The 26,379-nt window shown below is 68.3% G+C and carries 20 protein-coding genes; 10 read left to right on the forward strand and 10 right to left on the reverse strand.

The features are described from left to right. The first annotated feature begins 95 nt into the window (after nucleotides 1-95). Nucleotides 96-2,693 carry a glycoside hydrolase family 3 C-terminal domain-containing protein gene (locus ACL58G_RS26235; RefSeq protein ID WP_440963676.1) on the forward strand — a complete coding sequence of 866 codons (2,598 nt, stop codon included), beginning with the start codon at nucleotides 96-98 and terminating at the stop codon, nucleotides 2,691-2,693. A 230-nt stretch (nucleotides 2,694-2,923) separates the two neighbouring features. Next, nucleotides 2,924-3,694 (forward strand): head GIN domain-containing protein, encoded by a 771-nt coding sequence (locus tag ACL58G_RS26240; protein ID WP_440963677.1) that lies wholly within the window; start codon nucleotides 2,924-2,926, stop codon nucleotides 3,692-3,694. A gap of 68 nt (nucleotides 3,695-3,762) precedes the next feature. On the opposite strand, the gene ACL58G_RS26245 is transcribed toward ACL58G_RS26240, so the two are convergent. From ACL58G_RS26245 to purU, 6 genes are all read right to left on the reverse strand, one after another. Then, nucleotides 3,763-6,033 carry a TonB-dependent receptor gene (locus ACL58G_RS26245; RefSeq protein WP_440963678.1) on the reverse strand — a complete coding sequence of 757 codons (2,271 nt, stop codon included), beginning with the start codon at nucleotides 6,031-6,033 and terminating at the stop codon, nucleotides 3,763-3,765. 7 nt (nucleotides 6,034-6,040) lie between these two features. Continuing rightward, complete coding sequence (locus ACL58G_RS26250) at nucleotides 6,041-6,481, reverse strand: YcnI family copper-binding membrane protein (protein WP_440963679.1); 441 nt, start codon at nucleotides 6,479-6,481, stop codon at nucleotides 6,041-6,043. A 10-nt stretch (nucleotides 6,482-6,491) separates the two neighbouring features. Beyond that, nucleotides 6,492-6,935, reverse strand: coding sequence for a copper chaperone PCu(A)C (locus ACL58G_RS26255; protein WP_440963680.1), 444 nt, complete (start codon nucleotides 6,933-6,935; stop codon nucleotides 6,492-6,494). A gap of 40 nt (nucleotides 6,936-6,975) precedes the next feature. Continuing rightward, nucleotides 6,976-7,350 (reverse strand): DUF2946 domain-containing protein, encoded by a 375-nt coding sequence (locus ACL58G_RS26260; protein ID WP_413387566.1) that lies wholly within the window; start codon nucleotides 7,348-7,350, stop codon nucleotides 6,976-6,978. A 91-nt stretch (nucleotides 7,351-7,441) separates the two neighbouring features. Continuing rightward, on the reverse strand, nucleotides 7,442-7,984 hold the full coding sequence (locus ACL58G_RS26265; RefSeq protein ID WP_371766214.1) for a YaeQ family protein: 543 nt from the start codon (nucleotides 7,982-7,984) through the stop codon (nucleotides 7,442-7,444). A 21-nt stretch (nucleotides 7,985-8,005) separates the two neighbouring features. Next, entirely contained in the window at nucleotides 8,006-8,872 is an 867-nt protein-coding gene (gene purU, locus ACL58G_RS26270; RefSeq protein ID WP_056127582.1) for a formyltetrahydrofolate deformylase, read from the reverse strand. 126 nt (nucleotides 8,873-8,998) lie between these two features. On the opposite strand from purU, the gene ACL58G_RS26275 reads away from it, so the two are divergent. From ACL58G_RS26275 to ACL58G_RS26305, 7 genes are all read left to right on the forward strand, one after another. Then, the gene (locus ACL58G_RS26275) at nucleotides 8,999-10,024 is read left to right on the forward strand and encodes an NADP-dependent oxidoreductase (protein WP_440963681.1); all 1,026 of its coding nucleotides are present in this window, start codon (nucleotides 8,999-9,001) and stop codon (nucleotides 10,022-10,024) included. Between the two features lie 100 nt (nucleotides 10,025-10,124). Continuing rightward, nucleotides 10,125-10,487 carry a KGG domain-containing protein gene (locus tag ACL58G_RS26280; protein WP_056127576.1) on the forward strand — a complete coding sequence of 121 codons (363 nt, stop codon included), beginning with the start codon at nucleotides 10,125-10,127 and terminating at the stop codon, nucleotides 10,485-10,487. Nucleotides 10,488-10,611: 124 nt separating this feature from the next. Further along, complete coding sequence (locus ACL58G_RS26285; RefSeq protein ID WP_440963682.1) at nucleotides 10,612-11,130, forward strand: M48 metallopeptidase family protein; 519 nt, start codon at nucleotides 10,612-10,614, stop codon at nucleotides 11,128-11,130. A 234-nt stretch (nucleotides 11,131-11,364) separates the two neighbouring features. After that, on the forward strand, nucleotides 11,365-12,603 hold the full coding sequence (locus ACL58G_RS26290) for a porin (RefSeq protein ID WP_413387563.1): 1,239 nt from the start codon (nucleotides 11,365-11,367) through the stop codon (nucleotides 12,601-12,603). A gap of 1 nt (nucleotide 12,604) precedes the next feature. After that, entirely contained in the window at nucleotides 12,605-13,045 is a 441-nt protein-coding gene (locus ACL58G_RS26295) for a phosphate ABC transporter substrate-binding protein (protein WP_413343305.1), read from the forward strand. Next, entirely contained in the window at nucleotides 13,045-15,789 is a 2,745-nt protein-coding gene (locus ACL58G_RS26300; RefSeq protein WP_440963683.1) for a bifunctional diguanylate cyclase/phosphodiesterase, read from the forward strand. Before ACL58G_RS26295 ends, ACL58G_RS26300 begins: the two co-directional genes overlap by 1 nt. A gap of 2 nt (nucleotides 15,790-15,791) precedes the next feature. Continuing rightward, complete coding sequence (locus tag ACL58G_RS26305; protein WP_413343307.1) at nucleotides 15,792-16,886, forward strand: GGDEF domain-containing protein; 1,095 nt, start codon at nucleotides 15,792-15,794, stop codon at nucleotides 16,884-16,886. A gap of 5 nt (nucleotides 16,887-16,891) precedes the next feature. Here ACL58G_RS26305 and ACL58G_RS26310 read toward each other — a convergent pair whose 3' ends face one another. Genes ACL58G_RS26310 through ACL58G_RS26320 form a run of 3 tightly spaced genes read right to left on the reverse strand, consistent with a single transcriptional unit; the run spans nucleotide 16,892 to nucleotide 23,042 of the window. After that, nucleotides 16,892-18,493 (reverse strand): glycoside hydrolase family 43 protein, encoded by a 1,602-nt coding sequence (locus ACL58G_RS26310; RefSeq protein WP_440963684.1) that lies wholly within the window; start codon nucleotides 18,491-18,493, stop codon nucleotides 16,892-16,894. Next, the gene (locus ACL58G_RS26315) at nucleotides 18,490-19,968 is read right to left on the reverse strand and encodes a glycoside hydrolase family 28 protein (RefSeq protein ID WP_440963685.1); all 1,479 of its coding nucleotides are present in this window, start codon (nucleotides 19,966-19,968) and stop codon (nucleotides 18,490-18,492) included. Before ACL58G_RS26315 ends, ACL58G_RS26310 begins: the two co-directional genes overlap by 4 nt. A gap of 14 nt (nucleotides 19,969-19,982) precedes the next feature. After that, entirely contained in the window at nucleotides 19,983-23,042 is a 3,060-nt protein-coding gene (locus ACL58G_RS26320; RefSeq protein ID WP_440963686.1) for a TonB-dependent receptor domain-containing protein, read from the reverse strand. Nucleotides 23,043-23,213: 171 nt separating this feature from the next. Here ACL58G_RS26320 and ACL58G_RS26325 point away from each other — a divergent pair, with 171 nt between their 5' ends. Beyond that, entirely contained in the window at nucleotides 23,214-25,328 is a 2,115-nt protein-coding gene (locus ACL58G_RS26325) for a hypothetical protein (protein WP_440963687.1), read from the forward strand. Here the strand turns inward: ACL58G_RS26325 and ACL58G_RS26330 are convergent. Next, nucleotides 25,325-26,179, reverse strand: a complete 855-nt coding sequence (locus ACL58G_RS26330) for a DeoR/GlpR family DNA-binding transcription regulator (protein WP_413387557.1) — start codon at nucleotides 26,177-26,179, stop codon at nucleotides 25,325-25,327. The two genes, ACL58G_RS26325 and ACL58G_RS26330, sit on opposite strands and share 4 nt — an antisense overlap. Between the last annotated feature and the right edge of the window lie 200 nt (nucleotides 26,180-26,379).

Below are 26,379 nucleotides of genomic sequence, written 5' to 3' on the forward strand. Positions count from 1 at the left end.
AGCTTCGACCGTGCCTTGGCCGCCACATCGTTTCGACTGTTAGCGCACGACATTTTCGTGTTAGCATCTTCGAAAACTTATAACAGGAGACTACGATGACTCGCCATCTTCCCTTCGCACTCGCACCAGTCGCCTTGGCTGCCCTGCTCGCCACGGCACCCGCGGTGGCCCAGCAGGATCCGGCCGCCCGCGCGGCCAGCCTCGTCGCCCAGATGACGCTGGAGGAAAAAGCGGCGCAGCTGGGCAACGACGCCCCCGCGATCCCGCGTTTGAAAATCCCGAAATACAACTGGTGGAACGAAGGCCTGCACGGCGTCGCGCGCGCCGGCTACGCGACCGTGTTCCCGCAGGCCGTCGGCATGGCCGCGACCTGGGACGAGCCGCTGATGCACGACGTGGGCGACGTCATCGCGACGGAATTCCGCGCGAAGTACCTCGCCACGCGCGCCCCCGACGGCGGTACGGACTGGTACCGCGGCCTCACCGTGTGGTCGCCCAACATCAACATCTTCCGCGACCCGCGCTGGGGCCGCGGCCAGGAAACCTATGGCGAAGACCCGTACCTGACGTCGCGCATCGCCATCAACTTCATCCACGGCCTGCAGGGCGACGACGCGCAATCGTTCAAGACGATCGCCACCGCCAAGCACTTCGCCGTGCACAGCGGGCCGGAATCGAACCGCCACCGCGAAGACGTCCACCCGTCGCCGCACGACCTCGAGGACACGTATTTGCCGGCGTTCCGCGCCACCGTCACGGAAGGCAAAGTGGCCTCCGTCATGTGCGCGTACAACGCCGTCAACGGCATACCCGCGTGCGCCAGCGACGACCTGATGGAGCAGCACCTGCGCCGCGCCTGGGGCTTCAAGGGCTTCGTCGTGTCGGACTGCGGCGCGGCCGCCAACATCTACCGCGACGACAGCCTGCACTACACGAAGACGCCCGAGCAGGCCGTGGCCGCCGCGTTCAGCGCGGGCATGGACCTGATCTGCGGCGACTACCGCAACAAGATGACGACGGAGGCCGGCCCCATCGTCAACGCCGTGCGCCAGGGCGAATTGAAGGAGGCCGTCGTCGACCGCGCGCTCGTGCGCCTGTTCGAATACCGCATCCGCCTGGGCTTGCTCGACGCGAACCCGCCGCAGGCGTACGCCGGCATCAAGCCGACCGACAACGACACCCCGGCCCACCGCGCCGTCGCGCTGAAGACGGCGCAAGAGGCGATGGTGCTGCTGAAGAACGACGGCCTGCTGCCGTTGAAAAAGACGCCGAAGACGATCGCCGTCATCGGCCCGAACGCGGACAGCGAGGATGCGCTGGTCGGCAACTACAACGGCCAGCCGTCGCATCCGGTGACGGTGCTGGCCGGCATCCGCGCCCGCTTCCCCGATGCGAAGGTGGTGTATGCGCCGGGCACGGGCCTCGTCGGCCCGGCCGAACCGCCCGTGCCCGACGCGAACCTGTGCGTCGACGCCGCGTGCCGCACGCCGGGCCTGAAGGCCGAGCATTTCGAGGGCCCGGACCTGGCGGGCACCGCGCACGGTGCCGTCGAAAAGAATGCCCGCGCCGCGTGGCAGGAAGGCGGTCACAATGCGTCGGCGCGCTGGACCGGCTACCTGAAGGCGCCGCGCACGGGCGATTACAGCCTGCGCTACCTGAGCAATGCCGGCTACCGCATCTGGGTCGACGGCAAGCAGATCGTGGATGCGTGGGACGTGACGGATTCGCCGTCGATCGAAGCGGGCAAGGCGAAGCTGCAGGCGGGTAAAACCTATCCGATCCGGATCGAGGCCGTGCAGCGGGGCGCGCGCGGCGACCAGAAACTGGTGTGGAGCACGCCCATCGACGGCGGCAAGGAAGCCGTCGACCTGGCCCGCCGCGCCGACCTCGTCGTGTTCGTGGCCGGCCTGTCCGCCAACCTGGAAGGCGAGGAACTGAAGCTGCAGGTGCCCGGTTTCGCGGGCGGCGACCGCACGAGCCTCGACCTGCCGGCGCCGCAGGAACGCCTGCTGGAAAAAGTCGTCGGCACCGGCAAGCCGACGGTGCTCGTGCTGATGAGCGGCAGCGCGCTGTCCGTCAACTGGGCCGACAAGCACGTGCCGGCGATCGTCCAGGCCTGGTATCCGGGCGGCGAAGGCGGCCATGCCGTGGCCGGCCTGATCGCGGGCGACTACAGCCCGGCGGGCCGCCTGCCCGTCACGTTCTACCGCGGCGTGGACGGCCTGCCCGCGTTCACCGACTACCGCATGGACGGCCGCACCTACCGCTATTTCAAGGGCGACGTGCTGTACCCGTTCGGCCACGGCCTGTCGTACACGACGTTCCGCTACGGGACGCCGGCGCTGTCGGCGCCGTCCGTCGCGGCGGGCAGCCCCGTCAACGTCGACGTCGAGGTGGCCAACACGGGCAAGCGTGACGGCGACGAAGTCGTCCAGCTGTACGTGGCCAAGCCGGGCGATGCCGCCAACCCGACCCTCGCGGGCTTCCGCCGCATCCACCTGAAGGCCGGGGAACGCCAGCGCGTCTCGCTGGCGCTGGATGCGCGCGCCCTGTCGCAGGTCGACGCGGCCGGCGCGCGCAAGGTCGTGCCGGGGGCGTACACCGTGTACCTGGGCGGCGGGCAGCCGGGGCATGCGCAGACGGTCAAGGCGGCGCTGACGGTGACGGGGGCGGCGTCCGAATTGCCGAAATAACTCCCAGCGTCGTTCCCGCGAAGGCGGGAACCCAAGTGCTGCATGCGTTTCGATAGCTCGTGCAAAATTGGGTCCCCGCCTCCGCGGGGACGACGTATTTATTGCGCGTTTCACCCCGCCTGCGTGCATTCCGGTCCGGTTTTCATGCGTTTTGTCGCAAACCGGTACCCCGCCCGCAGGCTCCCGCATACGATGTGCACATCGACACCATGCACATCAGGGAGACCACCATGACCCACCATACCACCCGCCGTTTCCTCCTCGCCGCCTGCGCCCTTGCCTGCATCGCCCTCGCGCCGCAGGCCGAAGCGGGCGATTGGCCCTGGAGCAGGAGCGAACAGGTGCAGGGCAGCGGCCGCGTGCAAAGCCAGGCACGCGAAGTCGCCCACTTCAGCGGTCTCGCGATGTCCCTGCCGGGCAACGTCGAGATCAGGAGCGGCAGCGGCCGCGAAGGCGTGACGGTCGAGGCGGACGACAACCTGCTGCCGCTGATCGAAACCGTCGTCGAGGACGGCACCCTGAAGATCCGCGCCAAGCGCAACACGAACCTGCGCACCCGCAACCTGAAAGTCGTCGTGCAGGCGCGCGACATCGACCGCCTCGCGCTGGGCGGCTCCGGCAATATCGATGCGGACGTCGTACGCGGCAGCCGCGTGCGCTTCGACGTGGGCGGCTCCGGCTCCATCAAGGTCCGCAAGCTGGAAGGCGAATCCATCAACGTCGCCCTGGGCGGCAGCGGCAACCTGCAGGCACTGGACGGCACGGCGCGCAGCACGTCGATCTCGATCGGCGGTTCGGGCACCGTCGACATGGGCCATGTGCGCACCGAGAACGCCAGCGTCACCGTGGCCGGCTCCGGCGACGCGACCTTGTGGGTGCGCGACAGCCTGAGCCTGACCGTGGCCGGTTCCGGCGACGTCAATTACTATGGCGATCCGCAGGTCACCCGCTCGGTGGTCGGCTCGGGCAATGTGAAACGCCTGGGCGCCTCTCCCCGCTGACGTTCGCGTGGGCACGGGGTGCCCACCCTACGGCCATGTGCTGAACACACCCCGTGTCGGCGCACCAATTACAGATCCCAACGTATTTCGCCTATCACGGTCCGCTGCGTGTACGGGTGAAACGCCCAGTAGGTACGGTCGTTGAGGTTGTCCACCCCGACCGCCGCGCTCCAGTGGCGGTCGAACCGGTAGCGCACCCGCGCATCGAACACGAGATAGTCCGACACCCCCATGTACGCATCGCCGTTCGGGTCGCTGTTGTCCAGCGTCCCGTACTGGCGGCCGCTGTAGCGACCTCCCAAGGTCGCGGTCCAGTGGTCGTTCGCCTTCCACGTCGCCAGCATCGTCGCGCGCCAGCGCGGCACGCGGGGCTGCCACTTGCCCACGCTTCCCGGGAAGCCCGCGTTCTCCGTGATGATGGAGTCGGCAAACGTGAGGCTCCCCGTCAGGTCGACCCCTTTTACCCCGACGTCGTCCGCCTGCGCCGATACCTCCAGGCCGTTCGTCCGGATGCGGCCCACGTTCTGCACCGTGTTCACGGTCGTGCCGGCAGACACCAGCAGCGGCTGCGAATACAGTGCGTCGCGCGTCGTTTCGCGGAACAGCGTGACGCGCAGCGAACCCTTGTCGTTCAGCGTCTCGGCCGACAGCTCGCTCGTCCACGACTTCTCGGCCTTGAGGTTCGGATTGCTGTTGACGATGGCATTGTCGACGATGGAACCCTGGAACAGCTCGGCCGCCGTCGGATAGCGCACGGCACGGCCCGTCGAGGCCTTCAAGGTCCAGTCGGGACTGGCGCGCCACGACAGCGCGGCCTTCGGCGACCATGCCGTCTCGCTGCGCGACGGAAAGCCCAGCGGCGCCGCCAGCACGGCGTTCGACAACTCGCCGCCATAGGCGCGCCACCGTTCGAAGCGGGCACCCACCGTCGCACGCCACGCGTCGCCGATGCGCCAGTTGTCCTGCGCATACAGGCTTTCCAGCCACGTGTTCCCGTTGAAGACGGAGACCTGGCGGCCGTCGCCCGCGTGCAGCCAGTCGCCCGCGCTGCCGAACACGCGCGTGCGCAGTTTCGCGTGGTCCGACTGCAGGCCGAATTCGACCGTGTGGTCCTCCGGCCGCCAGATGCCTTTCAGCGCCAGCGTGTTCCAGCCGCTGCCGTGCATGTCCGTGACCTGGCCCGCGCCGTTCGTGTCGGCGTCCGGCACCAGCACGGTCGGCGTGCGCACGAGGTCGCGCGCATAGTCGTACACGCTGGCGGCGATCTCCCAGTCGAACGTGTCGCGGCTGTGCTTCTTCAGCGACAGCCCGTGCATCGCGTGTTCCAGCGTGCCGCGGCTGGGTGCGAAATCGGAGGCGCGGATGTCGTACGCGCGGCCGTCGATGTTCACCCGCGTCGCCGTGGTGACGGGGTTGCCGGCCGCGTCGCGCAGATACGAATCGGCCACGCGCTTCGCCTCGTTGCGCCACCAGCCGAACGTGTAGCTGGCGCGCAGCTGCGGCGTGATGTCCCACGCGAGCTTGAATTTCGCGTGGTCCTGCACGGTGTGCGTCTGGCTCGTCGCGCCAATCAGCCACCAGTCCCTGTTCGACGGATTGCGCCCGGCGACGGCGCCCGTCACCGGGATGCCGCCACCGCCCGGCACGCCGGCCGACAGCAGTTTATTGGCGAACCCGATGGGCTGCGCATCGCTGTCCAGGCGCGACACGTCGATCCAGTACGACCACGCGCCGCTGCGGTCGCCCAGCGATGCGCTGCCCTGCCAGCCGTCGTAGCGGTCATCCGTGCGGTACAACGTGAACCCCTGCGAATGGCCGGACAGCTTGACGTGGGCTTCGCGCTTCGTCGGCATGCGCGTCTGGAAGTCGACGACGGCACCGACCGAATTGCCCGGGTAGGCGGCCGCGAACGGGCCATAGAGCACGTCGACGCGCTCGATCTCTTCCGGCGTGACGAGGCCCCAGCGCGGCGTGTACGTGGCGCCGTTGCCGAGCAGGTTGGAGAGCAGGATGCCGTCCGCGTACACGAGCGAGCGCGCGCTGTTGCCCGTGCCGGAGGCGCGGCTCGCGAGCACGGCGTGGTCGTAGTCGCCCGTGTAGCGCTTGCGCACGTTCAGGCTGGGCAGGTATTTCAGCGCGTCTTCGCTGTCGACCGCGTTGATCCGGTCCTCGACCTGGGCACCCGTGATGCCTTCGATCGTCGTCGGGATCTGCGCGGGCAGCGACGTCGGGCGGCCCCCGGTGATGACCACGGTTTCCAGGTGCGTGTCGTCCGCATGGACGTGCGCAGTCAGGCACGCCAGCGCGGCGAGCGCGAGGCGATGATGTTGGAATCGCATGGGCACCTCAGTGATGGTGCATCGGCATCGCGGCGGGTAGCACTTCCAGCACCGGCGCGGGCGTCTTCGATTCGGGGGCGACGTCGGCCCAGTCCACGCGGCCCTTCTCGCATTGCTGGCCGACCTTGAACACCAGGCGGCCCGGCGCCTCGGGGAGCCTGGCCTGCAGCGTGAACTCGTCGTAGTACGCGTCCGGCAGCGGGCCGCCGCGCCAGTTGATCTCGCGCGGGGCCAGCGTGATGGTCCAGCCCGGCTTGGGCATCGGCTTCGCGGTGACGCCTTCCGGCAGCTGCACCGTGATGCCGGTCGTGGCGCTGCCGGCGCAGCCGTGGCCGACCTTGAACACGAGGGTTTGATGGGCGCCGGCCGGGGCGGTGGCCGGGGCGACGGTGATATGGGCGTGCGCCAGCGGCGCCGCGAGCAAGGCAGCGATCCAGAGAGCTTTCATGTGGCCTCCGTCAGTGAGCAGCGATGTAAGTCAGCGGTTTGACCGGCACCTGCACGGTGACGTTCTCGCGCTTCTTGTCGGAACCGACGAAGGTCAACGTCAGCGGCACCTGCTGGCCTTCCTTGAGCTGCTGCTTCAGGTCGAACAGCATGACGTGGTAGCCGCCGGAGGACAGGTTGACGGGCTGGTTGGCCGGCAGGTCGATGCCGTCGACCTTTTGCATGCGCATCGTCTGGCCTTCCATGGCCATCTGGTGGACTTCGGCGCGGCCCGCGACGGGGCTTTGCACGTCGACGAGGCGCGTGGCCTTGGGCGAACGCAGCTGCATGAAGGCGCCGGCCGTCTTCTGGGCCGGCACGGTGGCGCGGATCCACGGGTCGCCGACGGTCACCTGGGCGAACGCGGCGGTCGTAACGAGGCTGGCCGCGGCCAGCACGAGGAATGGTTTGAACATGACTTTACCTGACAAAAAATGGAGCGAAGGGAAATTAGAGTCAGGCAAAGACAGGGGGACCGCGTGGCACGGCCGCCAGCCAAACGGCCAGCGGGCGGGGTGCGTGATGGAACAGGAAGGGACGGGCTTCCGCGCCGTCCATGAGCGCGAGCGGCGCGTGCACGGGGGGCGGCAGACCGTGGCTGCCCGCATGGGCGAGGCAGTAGCCGCAATCGTCGAGGACGCGCATGCCGGCATGCTCGTCCTGCACGAGCAGCGCGGCCGCGGCGGCGAACGCGGCGCCGCCGTCGACGCTGCAGACGTCCAGCGGAATCGTCGGCCGGCTGGCGGCCAGCGCATGCGAGACCGTCGGCGCGAGCGCGTTCAGCAGCACGGCGAACAGTGCCAGCCACACGAAACGCAGGCGCTTTGTCATCGAACGAATCGGCAGAATCGACATGTTCCGATTATAGCCGCGTATGCACGGTGTGGCGCACGCGGCCCCTGTGACATTTTGTCCAGTGCGATCAGCGCTCGGCCATCAGGACTTCGCGCTCGACCTGCACGGTGCGCTCGCCGTCCGTCAGCCACACCTGGCCGTCCTGGATCGTGCATTGCAGCTGCATCGAACGCTGGGCCATCTGCTCCAGCTGGGCGCTCGTTTCCGCCGGGATGTTGATGATGGAAATTTTCTTGGTACGTTCGAGCTTGCTGGCCAGGCCCTTGAACCAGATGTTGCTGGTGGCGCTGTAGCAGTACACGACCACGTGTTCGGCACGGCCGGCCGCCTTCATGAGGCGGCGTTCGTCGGGCTGGCCGACCTCGATCCAGAGGTCGATCGCACCGGTGAGGTCCTTGAGCCACAGGGCGGGCTCCTCGACGTCGAACAGGTCCTTGCCGTACGCGAGCGCCGGGTCGGCGTGCAAGGCGAAGGCGAGCAGGCGGATCATCACGCGCTCGTCGGTTTCCGAAGGATGCCGCGCGATCGTGAGCGCGTGCTCCTGGTAATAGTTGCGGTCCATGTCCGCAATGTTCAGGTCTGCCTTGTAAATCGTTGCTTTCAGGGCCATTCAGGTGCCTATTTCTATGGTTCAGCTGAACACGACAGTCTTGTCGCCATTCAGCAGGATACGGTGTTCCACGAACCACTTGACCGCACGGGCCAGCACGACGCTCTCGACGTCGCGGCCGATGGCCGTCAACTGCTCCACGCTCATGGCGTGGTCGACGCGCTCGACGTCCTGCTCGATGATCGGGCCTTCGTCCAGGTCGCCCGTGACGAAGTGGGCCGTCGCACCGATCAGCTTGACGCCGCGGCGATGCGCCTGCGCATACGGACGCGCGCCCTTGAAGCTGGGCAGGAACGAGTGGTGGATATTGATCGCCCTGCCCTTCAAGGCATCGCACAGCCCCGGCGACAGGATCTGCATGTAGCGCGCCAGCACGACCAGGTCGATGCGGTGGGTATCCAGCAAGTCGATGATGCGCGCCTCCTGGGCGAGCTTGGCCGATTCGCTGGCACCCGCCTCGAGCGGCAAGTGGTGGAACGGGATATTGTAACTGGCCGCGAGCTGGTAGAAGTCCATGTGGTTCGACACGATGGCCGGAATCTCCACCGGCAGCAGGCCGCTGCGGTAGCGGAACAGCAGGTCGTTGAGGCAATGGCCGATCTTCGACACCATGATCAGCACGCGCGGCTTGGCGCCGGCGTCGTGCAATGCGCCGTCCGCGCCCAGGTCCCCGCACAGCGAGCCGAAACCGGCGCGCAGCAATTCGTCCGAGATGGCATCGTCTTCCAGCGCGAAGTGGATGCGCATGAAGAACAGCTTCGATTCCGGATCGCCGAACTGGGCCGAGTCGATGATGTTGCAGCCGTGTTCGGCCAGAAAACCCGAGACGCGCAGCACGATGCCGCGGTGGTCCAGGCAGGACAAGGTCAGGATATATTCTGGATACATTGCTAAAAACTTCAGAATGGTTGAGGTTGACTGAGCCCGGCCATTGTCGCATAACCGGGGTCAGAGCCCGATTTAAAGAAATTGCCCAAAACCGGGCTCTGACCCCGGTTTCAACAGGAGACGCAAATGACAACGAATCGGCAATTCCGCCTCGCCGCCCGTCCCGTCGGCATGCCCAGGCCCACCGACTGGCAACAAACCGAGGAACCCCTCGCCCCGCTGCAGGACGGCGAGGTACGCGTGAAGGTGCTGTACCTGTCGCTCGATCCGGCCATGCGCGGCTGGATGAACGAAGGCAAGTCGTACATCCGTCCCGTCGCGATCGGCGAAGTGATGCGCGCGGGCGGGATCGGCCTCGTCGAGGCGTCCAACTCGCCGCATGTGGCCGTCGGCGACACCCTGACCGGCAGCTTCGGCGTGCAGCGGTACTGGACGGGCCCCGTCGACGCGAAGGCGGCCGCGGCCATGAAGATCGATCCCGCCCTCGCCCCGCTGCCGGCCTGGCTGAACGTGCTGGGCATGCCCGGCATGACCGCCTACTTCGGCCTCACGGACATCGGCCAGCCGAAGGCGGGAGAAACCGTCGTCGTGTCGGCGGCGGCGGGCGCCGTCGGTGCGACCGTCGGCCAGGTGGCGAAGCAGCTGGGTTGCCGCGTCGTCGGCATCGCCGGGGGGCCGGACAAATGCCGCTACGTCGTCGAGGAACTCGGGTTCGACGCGTGCATCGACTACAAGGCGGGGCCGGTGCCGGCGGGACTCGGGGAACATTGCCCGCAGGGCGTGGACGTCTATTTCGACAACGTGGGCGGCGACATCCTCGACGCCGTGCTGGCCCGCATCAACCTGAAGGCGCGCATCGTGATCTGCGGCGCGATCTCCCAGTACAACAACACGACGCCGGTGCGCGGCCCGGCCAATTACCTGTCGCTGCTCGTGAACCGGGCGCGCATGGAAGGCATGGTGGTATTCGACTATGCGGCGCGCTATCCGGAAGGCGTACAACGGCTCGGCGCGTGGCTGCGGGCAGGGGCGATCAAGAGCCGCGAGCACGTGGTCGAAGGCCTCGATCACTTCCCGGACGCCCTCACGATGCTGTTCGAAGGGAAGAACTTCGGGAAGCTGGTGCTGAAGGTCACAGACGACGCACATTGAACCAACCGCACGCCGCCGGAACCATTTGATCCCCTGCCTCTCTAACCGCACGAGCGCATCCATGAACGCTCGTTGATAGTTCAGGCACAAGGAGATCGATATGGCGACAAGCAAGGAAGGCGGCCACAAGAGCGCGGCCGACGCCGGCGGCAACGAGCAGAAAAGCCAGCCGGCCAAGCGCGGTTTCGCTGCGATGGACCAGAACCAGCAGCGTCAAATCGCCAGCAAGGGCGGCCAGGCCGCCCACCAGAAGGGGACGGCGCACGAATTCGATTCAGAAGAAGCGCGCCGGGCGGGCCAGAAAGGCGGGGAAGTGGTCAGCCGCAACCGCGCCCACATGGCCGACATCGGCCGCAAGGGCGGGGAAAGCCGGCAATCGGCCAACCGCGCCGCCGCCGCCGCGAAATCGGGCAACCAGGCGGGCACTCAGGCGGGCAACCGCCAGGGCAGCAAGGAGTCTTGAACTTTGGGGCGGTTCCCCTCACCACAGCGCGCAAGCGCCGACCGCGCCGCCGTGCCGGGCGCGGTTGCTCATCGCATTGCCGGAAGATGCGCCTGGAACATGGACGTGCTACAGTTCCACGCTTATGTCCACCGCTTCCCACCTCAAATACCTGGCCGCGTATCCCGCGCACATCCTGTCCCAGGTCGAGCGCCTGATCGCCGACAACCGCCTGGCCGACCACCTGCGCCAGCGCTATCCCGACGCGCACGACGTCCGCACCGACAAGGCCTTGTACGGCTACGTGCAGGATATGAAAGATGAATACCTGCGCAACGCCGAGCCCGTTTCGAAAGTGGCGTACGACAGCAAGATCGGCATCGTCCAGCAGGCCCTCGGCCTGCACACCGCGATCTCGCGCGTGCAGGGCGGCCGTTTGAAGGCCAAGCACGAGATCCGCATCGGCACCGTGTTCCGCGACGCGCCGCCGGCCTTCCTGCGCATGATTGCCGTGCACGAACTGGCGCACCTGAAGGAAAAGGACCACGACAAGGCCTTTTATAAACTGTGCTGCTGGATGGAGCCCGACTACCACCAGTTCGAATTCGACGTGCGCCTCTATCTCACCCAGCTGGACCTGGGCGGCGAACGGTTGTGGGCGTGATCGCTCCCGAGCGGTCCACGGAAATTGCAATATGCACCATGGATGGCCGAAATGACCATCATCCCTCGTTGCCGTAGCACAACAAGTTATTGAACATCAGCCGCCGCGGGCCAAAAGCTGTCGACTTCCGCATGCGCACCGATTACAGTCGAGATCCGCGCTTCCTGCGCCCAGCGCCTGCCATCCGCGCAGGCTGAATGAACTCCGGCCGGTCGGCCGATCCCGACGAGACCCATGCAGCGACAACGCCTCGCCCAATTCCTGTTTCTTTCGCTGTCCGGACTTGCCGTCGCCAGCGCCGCCCGCGCCCAGGACATGCCGGACTGGCGCATTTCCGGCTTCGGCACGCTGGGCGTCGTGCACACCGGCGAACGCGAGGCCGATTACACGTCGTCCGTCTTCAAGGCCAACGGTGCCGGCGCCACGCGCCGCTGGAGCACCGACGTCGACAGCCGCCTCGGCGTGCAACTCGACGCCACGCTCGCGCGCCACTGGTCGGCCGTGCTGCAGGTGGTCAGCGAACAAGGCCTCGACAACACTTACCGGCCGCGCGTCGAATGGGCCAACATCAAGTACCAGGCGACGCCCGAACTGGCGCTGCGCGTCGGCCGCATCGCGCTCCCCGTCTTCCTGACGGCCGACTACCGCAAGGTCGGCTATGCGTATCCGTGGGTGCGCCCGCCCGTCGAAGGCTATAACGTGTTGCCCGTGACGAGCAGCGACGGCATCGACGCTACCCTGCGCTGGAGCGTGGGGCGGGTCCGCAATGCATCGCAGGTGTTCTACGGCCACAATTCCGTTTCGCTGATCGAACCGCTGCACGTGTACGGTCGCCGCAGCATCGGCATCTCGAACACGAGCGACTGGGGCGCGCTCAGCGTGCGCGCCAACGTGGCCAGCGCCGAGATCTCCAGCGACATCGGCGCCGAATTGTTCCGCGCGTTCGACGCCTTCGGCCCAATCGGCCAGGACCTGACCCGGCGCTACGCGCTGGACCACAAGCGCATGATGCTCGCGAATATCGGCGTGAACTACGACCCGGGCGCGTGGTTCGTGATGGCCGAAGCGGGCCGCACGGTCAGCCCTTCCTTCCTGGGCTCGACGCGCAGCGCCTACGTCAGCGCGGGCTGGCGCTGGCGGGCGTTCACGCCGTACGCGACGTATGCGCGCGTGCGCGCCACCAACGCGACGACGGATTCCGGCCTGCCGGTCGCCGCCCTGCCCCCGGCGCTGGCGCCGACGGCGGCCGCGCTGAACGCCGGCCTGAACACCCTGCTGTGGACGATCCCGCAACAAACGTCGCAGGCGGCGGGCGTGCGCTGGGACCTGCGCACGAACATGGCCCTCAAGCTGCAATACGACCGCGTGACGCCGCAGGAAGGCTCGCGCGGCACGTTCATCAACCCGACGATGCGCTTCGTGCCAGGCCACCCGGTCCACGTGGCCAGCGTCGCACTCGACTTCGTGTACTAGCATGGCGACGCTCAAGTATTCCCGCCTGCTGGGCACGTCCCTGCTGTTCGGCATCCTGGCCGGCGCGCCGGCGACGGCGGCCGATCTCGTCGTGATCGTCTCCGCGCGCAATCCCGTCGCCACCTTGCGCGCCGACCAGGTGGCCGCGATCTTCCTCGGCCAATCCGTGCGCTTCCCGGACGGCACGGAAGCGGTGCCGTTCGACCTGCGCCTCGGCGCGCCGACGCGCGACGAATTCTATGCGCGCGTGACGAACAAGACGCCCGCGCTGCTGAAGGCGCACTGGTCGAAGATTGTCTTCACGGGCCGCGGCCAGCCGCCCTCGGAGCTGGCGGACAGCGCGGCCGTGCGGCGCAAGGTGGCCGGCGATCCGGAAGCGATCGGCTACATCGAACGCAGCGCGCTCGACGCGAGCGTGCACCCGGTCCTCATGGTGCAGTGATGACGCCGTCCGCCGACTCCGACCGCCGCCGTCCCCGTTGGCTCGCGCGCGCCCTCGAGACGCACATCGCGCTGCCGCTGTTCGCCCTGCTGCCGCTGGTGGCCATCTGGGCCGCCTGTTTCCACTTCGTCGAAACGGAGCGGCGCGCGGCCGTCGACGCGGCGCGCGATGCCGTGCGCGAGCAGCTCGAGACGTACGAGGCGCAGGTCGCGCGCAACCTGAACGCCATCGACCAGACGCTGAAGGTGATCAAGTATTCGGTCGAACTGAACGGCCCCCACGCCGCGCTGCCCACGCTGCGCGCCGAGGAACTGCTGCCGCCCGGCCTCGTGTTCCAGGTCAGCGTGGCGGACCGCGACGGCACCATCGTCGACAGCAATCCCCCCATGCCGGCGCATGATGTGTCGCGCGCGCCGTATTTCACCGTGCACGCGAACGGCGGCGGCCACGGGGTATTCGTCAGCCAGACCGTCGGCGACACCGCCCGGTCCGAGCCGCACCTGCACTTCACGCGCCGCATCGAGGACGGCCACGGGCGCTTCGCCGGCGTCGCCATCGTCGAAGTCGATCCGGCGTATTTCACCAGCTCGTACGAACGCTCGCGCGGGGGCGAACTGGGCCTGCTGGCGCTCGTCGGCAGCGACGGCGTCGCGCGCGCCGTGCGCATCGGCGACAAGGTGTCGTGGGGCCAGCCGATCGCGCTCGACGGCATCGGGGAGGAAGCGGTCGCCCCGCATCCGACGGCACCGGACGGCATCGAGCGCTATGCGGGCGCGCGCCGCCTGTCGGGCTTCCCGCTCACGGCCGTCGTGGGCCTGGCCGACAGCGAACAGATGGCGCAGTACGAGCAGCACTACGGCACCTACCTCGTCGGCGCGACGGCCGCGAGTTCGCTGCTCGTCGCCGTCGTCGCGATGATCAGCGCGTGGTCGTGGCAGGTGGCGAAGGCGCGCCGGCGCGAGCGCCAGGCGCAGCAGACTTATGCGGCCGCGTCGGAAGCGAGCCCGGACGCGTTCTTCGTGCTGCGCAGCGTGACGGACATGAACGGCACCATCGTCGACTTCCTCGTCGAGGACTCCAACAGCCGCTCCGAACTCTTCACCGGCATCGCCAGCGAGGCGCTGCGCGGCCAGCTGCTGGATGATGCGCTGCCGTTTTACCGCACGAACGGCATGTGGGAACACCTCGTGCAGGTGGTGCTCGAACAGCGCGTCATCGAGGCCGAGTGGCAGGCGACCGCTGGTCCGACGGCCGGGCGCTGGCTGCAGCGCCAGATCGTGCCCGTCGAAGGCGGCGCCGTCGCGATGGTGCGCGACATCACGGAGCGCAAGCTGGCCGAGGAACGCATCCGCCACATGGCCCACCACGACGAGCTGACCGGCCTCCCGAACCGCAGCCTGATCCGCGACCGCCTGGACCAGGCCGTGCGCAACGCCCAGCGCAACGGCGGCCATCTCGCCCTCGCCTTCGTCGACCTGGACGGTTTCAAGCTCGTCAACGACGGCCTCGGTCACAATGCCGGCGACGAATTGCTGAAGGTCGTGGGCGGCCGCATGCAGGCCTGCCTGCGCCGCACGGACACCCTCGGCCGCCTGGGCGGCGACGAGTTCGTGATCCTGTTGCCGGAGGCCGGCGAAAGTCCGCTCGCGCTCACGCCCGTGCTGGAAAAGATCCGGCAAGCCGTGACCGAACCCGTGCAGATCGGCGACCAGGCGGTGCGCGTGAGCTGCAGCATGGGGGTCGTCGTGTACCCGCGCGACGGCGAGGATCCGAAGACCCTCATGATGAACGCCGACGCCGCGATGTACCGCGCCAAGGACCTGGGCAGCAACAACTTCCAGTTCTACACGCGCGAGATGAATGCCAGCGTCGAGGCAAAGCTCGTGATGCTGGAAGACATGCGCAGGGCGCTGGACGCCACGCTGGCGGACGACACGCACGACGCCACCGATGGCCAGGCGCCCGCGTTGCAAGCCCCCGCGGGGCGCTTCCACCTGCTGTACCAGCCGAAGGTCGACCTGCGCACGGGCCGTTTGTTCGGCGTGGAAGCGCTGATCCGCTGGCGCCATCCGGAACACGGCATCGTGCCGCCGATGCGCTTCATCGGGCTCGCGGAGGAGTCGGGCCTGATCGTCGGCCTGGGCGAATGGGTCGTGCGCACCGCATGCCGCCAGGCCCAGTTGTGGCGCGCGGCGGGGCTGGATCCGCTGACGGTGTCGGTGAACGTGTCGGCCCGCCAGTTCGAGGAAAAGCGCCTCGTCGAACGCATCGCCGGCGCCCTGCGCGACACCGGCCTGCCGCCCTGCGCGCTGGACCTGGAAGTGACGGAAAGCCTGCTGATGCGCGACCTGAACCAGGCCATCGAACGCATGCGCGAACTGAAGGAGATGGGCGTCACGCTGTCGATCGACGATTTCGGCACCGGCTATTCGAGCCTGTCCGCGTTGAAATCGTTCCCGATCTCGACGCTCAAGATCGACAAGTCATTCGTGCGCGACCTGGCCTCCAACTCGGACGACCAGGCGATCGCCCTGGCCGTGATCTCGCTGGGCCACCGCCTGCACCTGCGCGTGATCGCCGAGGGCGTGGAGACGGTCGAACAGCGCGACTTCCTGGTGGCGAACGACTGCGACGAGATGCAGGGCTATCTGTTCAGCCCTCCGGTGCCGGCCGAGCGCATCACGGAGATGCTGCAGGCCCAGCAACGCCAGCCGCGCGACGTCACGCAATTGGCGAGGGCGTGAGCATGATCACCCGCCACCAGACCGCGCGCATGCTGTTCGGCGCGGACCGCAAGCTGCACCGCATGCTGCAATACTGGGCCGGCACGGCCATCATGTACACGATCGTCATCGGCATGTTGTTCGGCCCCGCGGCGCTCGCGGGACAGCCGCAGGCCCGTGCCATCTGCCTCTACGTCACCGCGGGCGTGGCCGTGTTCTACCCGCTGGTGCGCATCGGCGCCCGCATCGGGCTCGCGCCGACCATCCTGGCGGGCCTGCAGGGCATCTTCAGCATCAGCTGCCACGTCTGGGGCTATTCGATCGCCGGGCCGCTGCGCGGCGCGACCCTGGTGGGGTTGCCGGTCATCGTCGTGTTCTGCGTCTTCGCCCTGCGTCCGCGCCAGACCCTGATGCTGACCGCCTTCAACCTGTCCGTCATGGGCGCCACGATGTGGTGGCACGCAGCGCATGATCCGCTGCATTTTCCGCCTGAGGCCGAGGCCGTGAACTTCGTGTTCGTGACGGTCGCCTCGCTTGCGGTCACCCTGCTGACCGGCGAAATGAGCAAGCTGCGCGCACGCCTGAAGACCCAGAAGGACGAGCTGCTGACGGCGCTCGACACGATCCGCACGCTGGCCACCATCGACGAGCTGACCAAGCTGGCCAACCGCCGCCACATGAACGAGCTGCTGGCGCAGGAAGAGCGCCGGCGCGACGCCGCGCGCGGGCCGACCTGCATCGCCGTGCTCGACATCGACTTCTTCAAGCGGATCAACGACAGCTTCGGCCATGCGGCGGGCGACACCGTGCTGCGCGACTTCGCGCAGGCCACGCGCGCCGAACTGCGCGAAGGCGACGCGCTGGCGCGCTGGGGCGGCGAGGAATTCCTGCTGATGCTGCCGAACACGACGCCCGCCAACGCACGCGCCGTGCTGGAGCGCATGCGCGCGCGCGTGGCCGCACTGAAGCCCTGCGATAGCGCCGCAGGGCACGTCAGCTTCTCGGCCGGCCTGAGCATCTGGCATCCCGACGAGCCCATCGTCGAGACCGTGAACCGCGCCGACAAGGCCCTGTACGCGGCCAAGGTGGCGGGACGCAACCGGGTGATCGAGGCCTGACGCCGTCAGCGTCCGGACCGGGTCACGCGGAACCAGTCGACGTCGACGTAATCGCGCACGATCGGCCGCGGGCCGCCGCCCTCGCGCGGCGCGTCGGTGTCGCCCTTGATCCACGTGAACACGGCGGGCCGGCTGCCTTTCCACCACGAGAACGGCGCGAGCTTCACCGGCATACCGGCCGCGTGGAATTCGTCGGAGTCGTCGCGCGCATACGAGAAGCGCACGGTCTGGTCTTCCGCCACGGCCGCGCGCAGGACGATGGTCTTGCCGTCGACCTTGCCCACCCGGGTCTCCACGCCGCCGTTCGCCACCGTCACATAATCCTTGCCCTCCTCGTGCACGACACCGACCCACGGCACGCCCACGCCGAACAGCACGAGGCCCGCGCGCTGGCGCTCGCCCAGCCCCTTCAGTTCCAGCCGCGTCGTGATCTCGGACGCGGGGCCCTGCAGGATCTGCGTGAGGACGTTGCGCGCGCCGACGAGGTACTTCGCCTCGTTGGCCTGCAGGCGCAGATAGCCGGGCCGCTGCGTGAGGCTCCAGTGCGCATCGTCCGGATTGTGGTTCCACGACCATTGCAGGCCCAGCGCCGGCGCGGCGAATTCGTCCGAGTCCTGCAGCCGGTCCGCGGGCGCGCTGCGGCCCGTGTCCGGGACCGGTCCCTCGAGCACGGGCAGGCCGGCTTGTCCCATCTCCGGCCAGTCATCCTTCCACACGACCGGCTGCAGGTGCGCGACGCGCCCGAACGCGCCCGTGCTGTTGAAGTGGATGAACCAGCCCTGCCCCGACGGCGTCTCGACCCAGCCGCCCTGGTGCGGCCCCTCGATGCCGTTCCCCGGCACCAGCACCTTGCGCGCCTCGTACGGCCCGTCGATGCGGCGCGCGCGCAGCACGGCCTGCGGCCCGTGCCTCACGCCGCCGATGGGCGCGAAGATGTAGTAATAGCCGTTGCGCTTGTAGACCTTGGGGCCTTCCAGCGTGGGCTGGTTGACCTTGTCCTCGACGATCGTCCTGCCTGCGTCGAGCACGCGGGTGCCGTCCGCGCTCATCGCATGCAGGATCAACGGCCCGGCGCCGACCTTCGAGTGGACGAGGTAGGCCTTGCCGTCGTCGTCCCAGAACGGGCACGGGTCTTCGTAGCCGGGACCGGTGATGACGGCGACGGGCGCGCTCCACGGCCCGGCCGGGTCATTCGCCGTGCTCATGAAGATGCCCTCGTCCGGCGTCGCCCAGTACACGTAGAATTTGCCGGCGTGCTCGCGCAGCGACGGCGCCCACACGCCGCGGGCGTAGCGCTGGCCCGTGACGGGTTTCGACGTGGCGTCCGTCAGCGTGTACGGCGGCACCATGTCGTACACGGGATCGAACGGGAGCCGCGGCAGCACGTGGCCGGCGATGGTCCAGTGCACGAGATCCTTCGAACGCAGCACGGGCAGGCCCGGCGAGAAGTGGAAGCTCGACGCGACGAGCCAGTAATCGTCGCCGGACCGGATCACGTCCGGATCGGAGTAGTCGGCGTACAGGATCGGGTTGCGGTAGGTGCGCACGGGTTCCGCCGCGTGCGCGGTGCCCAGCAGGACGGCCAGCAGGAATACGAGTCGTTTCATGGTGTACAGGGAGAGTCGGCGTCGGGGCCCGCCAGCAGCATCGGGCGCGGGTCGGGGTCGGTGGTGGTGAAGCGCACGCGCTGCAAGGTCAGGCGGCGCACGTGGCGGGTCCACAGGCCGTAGGCCGGCATCACGGTCGAGAACATGTGCGGATCGGGATACTCCGCGGGTGCTTCCGGGATGTCCTGCTGCCGCACGGCGGGTTCGGTCGTCGCGGTCATGGGCAGGTCGACGTCGCGCAGCAGCACGTCCTCGATCGCGTGGCCCGGCACGCCCGTGAAGAACGAGCCGCGCCTGCCGTTGTCGCTGCCCGTGATGCGGTCGAACACGATGCGGCGCAGGCGGCCCGGCTGCGGGCGCGCCTGTTCCGGCCGCACGCGCCCGCGGTCGCCCAGGCGCAGGAACAGCGGGCTCTCGGCGCGCACGATGCGCGCATCGTGCACGAGCACCCGTTCGACCGTAGCACCGTCGACGGATTCCCACGAGATGCCGCCGTCGGCCTTGCGGCGCTTCATGGCCCGCATGTCGGCCGCCGGCCCGCCCACCTCCACGTGGCGCACGAGCACGTTGCGGAAATCGCCCTGCGAATCCGTGCCGAACTTCAGCGCATTGCACGTGCTGTACAGGCGGCAGTGCTCGACGAGCACCTGGTCGATCGGCCGCTGGCTCGCACCCTTGAAGCACAGGGCGTCGTCCTCGGCGCTGATGAAGCAGTTGCGCACGATGACGCGGCGGCAGCCGTCGATGTCGATGCCGTCGTTGTTGTGGTTCGCCTGGTTCTCGACGTGGATGCCGTCCACGATCAGGTCCTCGCAGTTCAGGTAGTTCTGCATCCAGCACGGCGAATCCTTCAACCGGACGTCCGCGATGACGACCCGGCTGCAATCGAGCATGCGGATGAGGAACGGCCGGCCCGGCGTGGCGCCGGTCGTTTCCTCGCCCGGGAAGTTGGCCGGCGTGCCGCGCCCGTCGATGAGCCCTTTGCCGCGGACGCCGACGCGCGTGCAGCCCTCGGCGAAGATCAGCGACTGGTTCATCCCCATATTGCTGTCCTGGACCGTGGGCCGGCGCGCGCGCCGCTCCGGATAGTCCTTCAGGTCCGTGCTGGCCAGCAGGCGCGCACCTTCGGCCACTTCCAGCATCACGCCGGAGCGCAGGTCGATGGTGCCGCTGACGTAGTCGCCCTGCGCCAACCGGACCACGCCGCCGCCGGCCGCCGCGCAGGCGTCGACCGCGCGCCGGATCGCGGCCGTCGCGGGTTCTCCGGGCCGCAGGCCGTAAGCCTCCGGCACGAACACCTTGTCCGGCACGGGCCACGGGTGCAGCGTGCGCGTCAGCTCGTCCGCCATCGCATCCAGGTCGCGCCGCAGCGCGTCCGCCCAGCCGGGCGTCGCGCACGCCGCGCCCCGCGCGACGGCGGGCAGCAGCCACGGCGCCAGCAGCGCCGCCTGCAGCAGGGTACGTCGTTCCATCATCGTGCGGGTCTCCTTCACAGCTTCACGTTCAGGGTCACGAACAGCTGGCGTCCGAGCGTGTCGTACGTGGCCGGGATCGTGTTATTCGCCGGCAGCTGCGCGGAACCGAGGATCGGCGGATCCTTGTCCAGCACATTGCGCACGCCGCCGGTCAGGTTGACCATGCGGCTGAATTCCCAGCCGGCGGTCAAATCCAGCCAAGTATAGGACTTGATCTTCGGATTCGTCAGCGATTCCAGCGCGGGCGGGTTCGCGGCCAGCGCGTACGAGTCCACCGTCACGGGGCCGGTATAGCGTGCGCGGGCCGAGAGCAGCAGCGGTCCCCGCTTCATGCTGACGCGCGTCGTACCCTTCCAGCGCGGCACCGGCTGGCCGCACGTGGCGCCCCACGTGCCCACGCAACGGTTCTTCAGCTCGGGCAGGTCCTGGATCGGCGTGAACGTCAGCTCGTTCACGTACGTCCAGTTGGAATCGAGCGTCCACTGGATGCCGTCCCTCGTAAAATTGTAGTGGCCCGCGAGGTCCACGCCGCGCGTCGCGATGCCGCCGATGTTGGCGTTCGTCGTCATCACATACGTCGGCGCCGCGATCTGGCCCGTGATCGGGTCCCGGTTGATCGCGCGGCAGTACACACTGGCCGCGTTGCGGATCGTGTTGTAGCACAGGTCCAGCACGGACTGGATGCCGCCGCCGCCCAGCGTCGAGATGGCGTCGTCGACGGTGATGCGGTACCAGTCCGCGCTCAGCTGCAGGCCTTTCACCGATGGCGGCATGAACACGGCGCCGACGGTGACGGTGTGCGACTTCTCGGCCGACAGGTCCGGGTTGCCGCCGACGACCTGCGTGATGAACGGCGACGGTTGCACGGCCGGGTCGAACACGAGGTTGGCGGGCACGCCCGTCGCTTCGCACAGCACGCGCACGGCCAGGGTCTGCTGCGCCAGCGGGGCGCGGCTCGAGCACGGGTCGGTGGCCGTCGGGCCGTTCGTGCCCTGCCCGCCGAACAATTCGCCCACGTTCGGCGCGCGGATCGATTTCTGCTTCTGCGCGCGGAACGTCAGTGCGCGCGTGGGTGCCCATTCCGAGCCGATGGAACTGGTCCAGACCTTGCCGACCGACGCGACGTCGTAATCGGACCGGCGGAACGCGCCCGATACCGACAGGCTTTTCGCGAACGGCTTGTCCGCCAGCAGCGGCACGCGCACCTCGCCGTACAGTTCCTTCACCGTGGTCGAACCCTTCGTCGCACGGGCCGCGTTCCAGCCGGAGACGTCGCCCGACGACAGGAACACGTCCGGGCTGTAGGCGCTGTACGCGTAGCGGCGCTCGAAGCCCGTCGAGAAGTCGATGGCGCCGGCCGGCACGTCCACCAGCGAACCCGCCACGTTACCGGCGAGGACGTTCTGCTCCGCCGTGATCTTCGATTTCGACGCCACCGAGATCGCATTGGCCGACGCTTCCGTCAGGTTCTGGCCGAACGGGTTCAGCATGGGCGCCGCGCCGTTCTGCGCCAGGATCGCGTTCTGGAAGCGGCTCAGCGAGATGGAGCCCGCCTGGTCCTGCGTCTCCGTCGTGCGCGCCTTCGTGTAGTACACGTCGTACTTCAGGTCGCGCAGCCAGCGGTCCGACACGTCCGGCAGGCTGCCGCGCAGGCCCAGCGCGATGCGGTAGACCTGGTGGTCCGTGTCCGCCACGCGTCCGCCCAGGTCGGAGAAGCGGCGATTGTAGTTCAACACGGCGAGGCCGTCGCCCGGCGTCGTGGTCAGGCTCGACGTGCCGTTCGTGACGCGCGTCGTGCCCGTCTCGCGCAGGTCGAGCTGGCGCAGCACCTCCTGCATCTGCGGACTCAGATACGGGTTGTTGGTATTGAAGAGGAAGTTGCCGCTGGCGCTCGTCGGGCCGATCTGCACGCTCGCGGAATTGCTGCTGAAGTGCGCCTCCATGTAGCCCGTGGCGCGCTCGCTGAAATCGTAGTGGGCGAACGCATTGCTCATCCAGCGCTTCTGCGGCGTGACCATGTACGACAGCGGGCCGAGGTCGTACGCGTCGCCCGGCGCCGCGTATGGCCGGACACTCCTGCCGGCCGGGTCGAAGATGGCGCCGAGGGTCGACATGTTCTGCAGCCCGGCCCCGATGAGCGCCGCGTTCAGGGCCGGATTCGACGCGGCGGAACCGACGACGGGCAGGTTGCCGATGCGTCCCGTCGGCACGTTCGACGAGCCGCTGAAGATCAGGCCCGGACGCCCGCCCGCCGACACACAGGTCTGCCCCGCCGGCACCGCGAGCGGCGTGCCGGGACGCGTGGACGACCAGGACGCCGCCGTCACGCAGCCATCGCCCAGCGACGGCAGCGCCCAGCCGCCACGCTCGCCGCGGGTAAAACCGTCGCGGTCCATGTAGTTGACGGAGACGACGACATTGCCCTTGCCGCCGCCGAAATTGCCGCCCACGGTCAGGTCGAGCGAATCGTTCGGCGTGCGCGTGGGCTGGTCGATACTCCGCTGCGCGTTGATCTCCACGCCTTCGAAGTTATCGCGCAGGATGAAGTTGACGACGCCGGAGATGGCGTCCGAGCCGTACACGGCGGACGAACCGCCCGTCACCGTCTCCACGCGTTTCACGAGCGCCGCGGGGATCGTGTTGACGTCGGTGGTGAAGTCCGGACCCGTGATGGCGAAGCGGCGGCCGTTCACGAGCACCAGGTTGCGGGTCGGTCCCAGGTTGCGCAGGTTCAGCGTGGACGTGCCGGACGGCTGGCCCGGCTGCACCGTGTTCGCCGTCGGGCTGCTGAGCTGGTTCGCGGTGAACTGCGGCGTATCCGACAGCATCACCTCGAGGTTCTGCGTGCCGGTCAATTTCAGTTCCTGCGCGTCGACCGTCGTCACGGGCGTCGGGGCGAGGAAGCCGCGGCTGACCAGGCGGGAGCCGGTCACGACGACTTTGTTCTCCTCGGGTTTCGATACGTCGGCTTCCTGCGCGTTCGCGTGGCAACCGAGATTTGCCGCGATCAGTAACGCGGACATCGTTGTGGTGTGGTGGGCGCGGGCCCGCTTGTGCTTGCGTCTCGTCTTCATGCCGTTTTTCCTTATGGATTATCGATGGGCGTAAAGATGGTAGACAGCCGCCGCGAACAGGGTCAATCGGCGACCGCTCAGTGGACTGACCGAAAGGAAATCTGGTCAAAAACGTGATCGCAATTGCGAAAACCGGCGGTTATCATCGACTGTCGCATCCCTGGAGACACCATGCCCGCCTTTGCCTTCGCCGCCCTGCTCCTGCTCGTGACGGTCCTGCCCGCGCACGCGGCCGACCGCATCGACCGCCAGGCCCTCGTCACGCGTCATTCACCGCACCTGGCGGCGCCCGACCCGTGGGCGCCGCTCAGCGTCGGCAATGGCCGCTTCTGTTTCACCGCCGACGTGACGGGCCTGCAGACCTTCGCCGACCATTACCGCGCCAACGGCATCGGCCTCGAAACGCAGGCACGGTGGGCGTGGCACGAAGATCCGAATCCGCACGGGTACCAGCTCGCCGATGCGAACAAGACTTACACGGCGCACGGCAAGACCGTGGACTATCCGACGCGGATGGACGTGCCGGCCGCCGCCTGGCTGCGCGAGAATCCGCACCCGCAGCCGCTCGCACAACTCGCCATCGCCTACACGCACCGCGACGGCAAACCGCTCGCGCTGGCGGACGTGGGCGCAATCGACCAGCGCCTCGACCTGTGGCGCGGCGTGCTCACGAGCGCGTACACCATCGACGGCGAACGGGTCGTCGTGACGACGGCCGTCGACCCGGACCGCGACACGCTCGCCGTGCGCATCGAATCGACGCTGCTCGCGCGCGGCCTGGCCGTGCGGCTCGCGCTACCGCGCGGCTACGTCGCGGGTATCAAGCAGAATCCGCCGCTGGACTGGTCGCAGCCGGCGTCGCACACGACGACGATCGTGACGCGCACGGCCGACACCCTCGTGCTCGCGCATGCGCGCGACGGCTATCGCTACGGCGCGGCGCTGCGCGCCTCGACGCCCGTGACCATAACGACACCGGCGCCGCACACGTTCGAGCTGCGGCCGAAGTCCGGGCGGGTGCTCGCTTTCACGCTGGCGTATGCGCCGGATACGCCGGCGCCGGATGCGGCGGACGTCTTCGCGCGCAGTGCCGCGCACTGGCCCGCGTTCTGGCGCAGCGGCGGGGCCGTCGATTTCAGCGGCAGCACGGACCCGCGCGCGGCCGAGCTGGAACGGCGCGTCGTGCTGTCGCAATACCTCACGGCGATCCAGGCGGGCGGCGACTTTCCGCCGCAGGAAAGCGGGCTGACGACGTCCACCTGGTACGGCAAGCACCACACGGAGATGATCTGGTGGCACACGGCGCACTTCGCGCTGTGGGGCCGTCCGGCGTATCTGGCGCGGGCGCTGGACTGGTTCCGGGCCACGCTGCCCGCCGCGCGCGCCGTCGCGGCAGCGCGCGGGCTGCAGGGTGCGCGCTGGCCCAAGATGACGAGTCCGCAGGGGCGCGAAAGCCCCGGCGGCAATCCGCTGATCGTGTGGAACCAGCCGCATCCTATCCACCTCGCGGAACTGCTGTACCGCGACGATCCCTCGCCCGCGACGCTCCAGCGTTACCGCGACCTCGTGTTCGCGACCGCCGATGCGATGGCGTCGATGCTCGCGTGGGACGACAGGAACAAGCGCTGGGTCCTGGGCCCGCCGCTGTGGATCGCGCAGGAGATCCACGATCCGGCCGCCAGCATGAATCCGGCGTACGAACTGTCGTACTGGTCGACGGCGCTGGACATCGCGCAGGCCTGGCGCACGCGCCTCGGCCTGCCGCGCAGCAGCGACTGGGACGAGAAACGCCGGCACCTGTCCGCCCTCCCGGTCAAGGACGGCAAATACGTCGCGCTCGAATCGATCCCGGACACGTGGGACGACGTCGCCAGCCGCCAGGACCACCCGTCGTTCCTGATGGCGCTGGGCCAGCTGCCGGGCGCGGGCGTCGACCGCGCCGTCATGGACCGCACCCTGGACGCCGTGCTCGCAGCATGGGACTGGAAGGCGAAGATCTGGGGCTGGGATTATCCGATGATCGCGATGACGGCGGCGCGCCTGGGCCGTCCGGAGACGGCCGTCGACGTCCTGATGAAGACGGGCGTGCCGAACAACGGCTACACGGCGGCCGGGCACAATCCGAACACGGACTTGCCCGTCTACCTGCCCGGCAACGGCGCGCTGCTGGCCGCCGTCGCGATGATGGCGGGCGGCTGGGATGGCGCGCCGGCCGGGGCGGCGCCCGGCTTTCCACACGATGGGACCTGGGTCGTGCGGGCGGAAGGGTTGAAGCCGCTACCCTAGGCCAGCATCGCGCACATGGTCCCGTGCAGCCCGAACTGCACCCCATCCAACGCAATGCAATCCTGCGCCGGCGGCGTCTCCGGCTCGACAACGATCACCTTCACGCCCGCCTGCTCCAGCCATTGCACGGACAGGTCGGCGACGCCGCTGTCCGTGATCACCGTGTGCACCTGCTTCAGGTTGCACAGGATCAGGCCCGCGCGGCGCGCGAACTTGGAGCTGTCGACCAGCACGACGAGCTTCTCGGCCTGGCCGATCAGGCGCCGTTCGGCGCGGATCAGCAGCGGGTCGGTCTCGACGAGGCCCAGCATCGACAGCCCGGACACGCTCATGAACATCTTCGACGCGTACTGGTCGCCCGTCGCATCGTTGTCGAACGGGGACAGGATCACGTTCTCGTCGCGGTAGACGGTCCCGCCCGGGATCAGCACTTCGTTCTGGCTCGTCGCCAGCAGCCGGTCGGCCATCAGGAACGAGTTGGTCATGATCTTGAGGCTGCGGTCGGCCAGGAAGTCGGCCATCATGAACGTCGTCGTGCCGCCGTTGATGATGATCGTTTCGCCGTCCTCGCACAGCGCGGCGGCGTGGCGGGCGATGGCGTACTTGCGCGCGGCGTTGGCGCGCAGGTTGTCGGCGAAGGTGTCGTTGGCGAGGCCGCCGAGGCGCTTCTTCCGCGGGGTCGTCTCGGCCCCGCCGCGCGTGCGGTGGATGAGGTTGCGGGCGGCGAGCCAGCTGATGTCGCGGCGGATCGTGGACGGCGACGCGTCCAGCGATTCGACCAGCTCGTGCACGGTGGCCGCCTTGCGCTCGTCGAGCAGCTTGAGCAGGCGGTTGCGACGCTTGTTGATCATGGTGTCTCCTTCTCGATATCGAAATCGATCCGGCGTGCGGCGGCCCCGTTTTAGTGGTGGATGGGGATCGACGCGTATCGCGTTCATCGTGCAAGCCGAATCGCCTTGTGCTGCTGCCAAAATATGATAGCGCACAACAATGATGTTAGGGACACGCGATCGATATCATTTCAAGGCGCACGGAGACCCCCGGATTCGCT

Origin of the sequence: Massilia sp. GER05 (assembly GCF_052056005.1) — a bacterium.
GTDB classification, from domain to species: domain Bacteria; phylum Pseudomonadota; class Gammaproteobacteria; order Burkholderiales; family Burkholderiaceae_D; genus Telluria; species Telluria orientalis.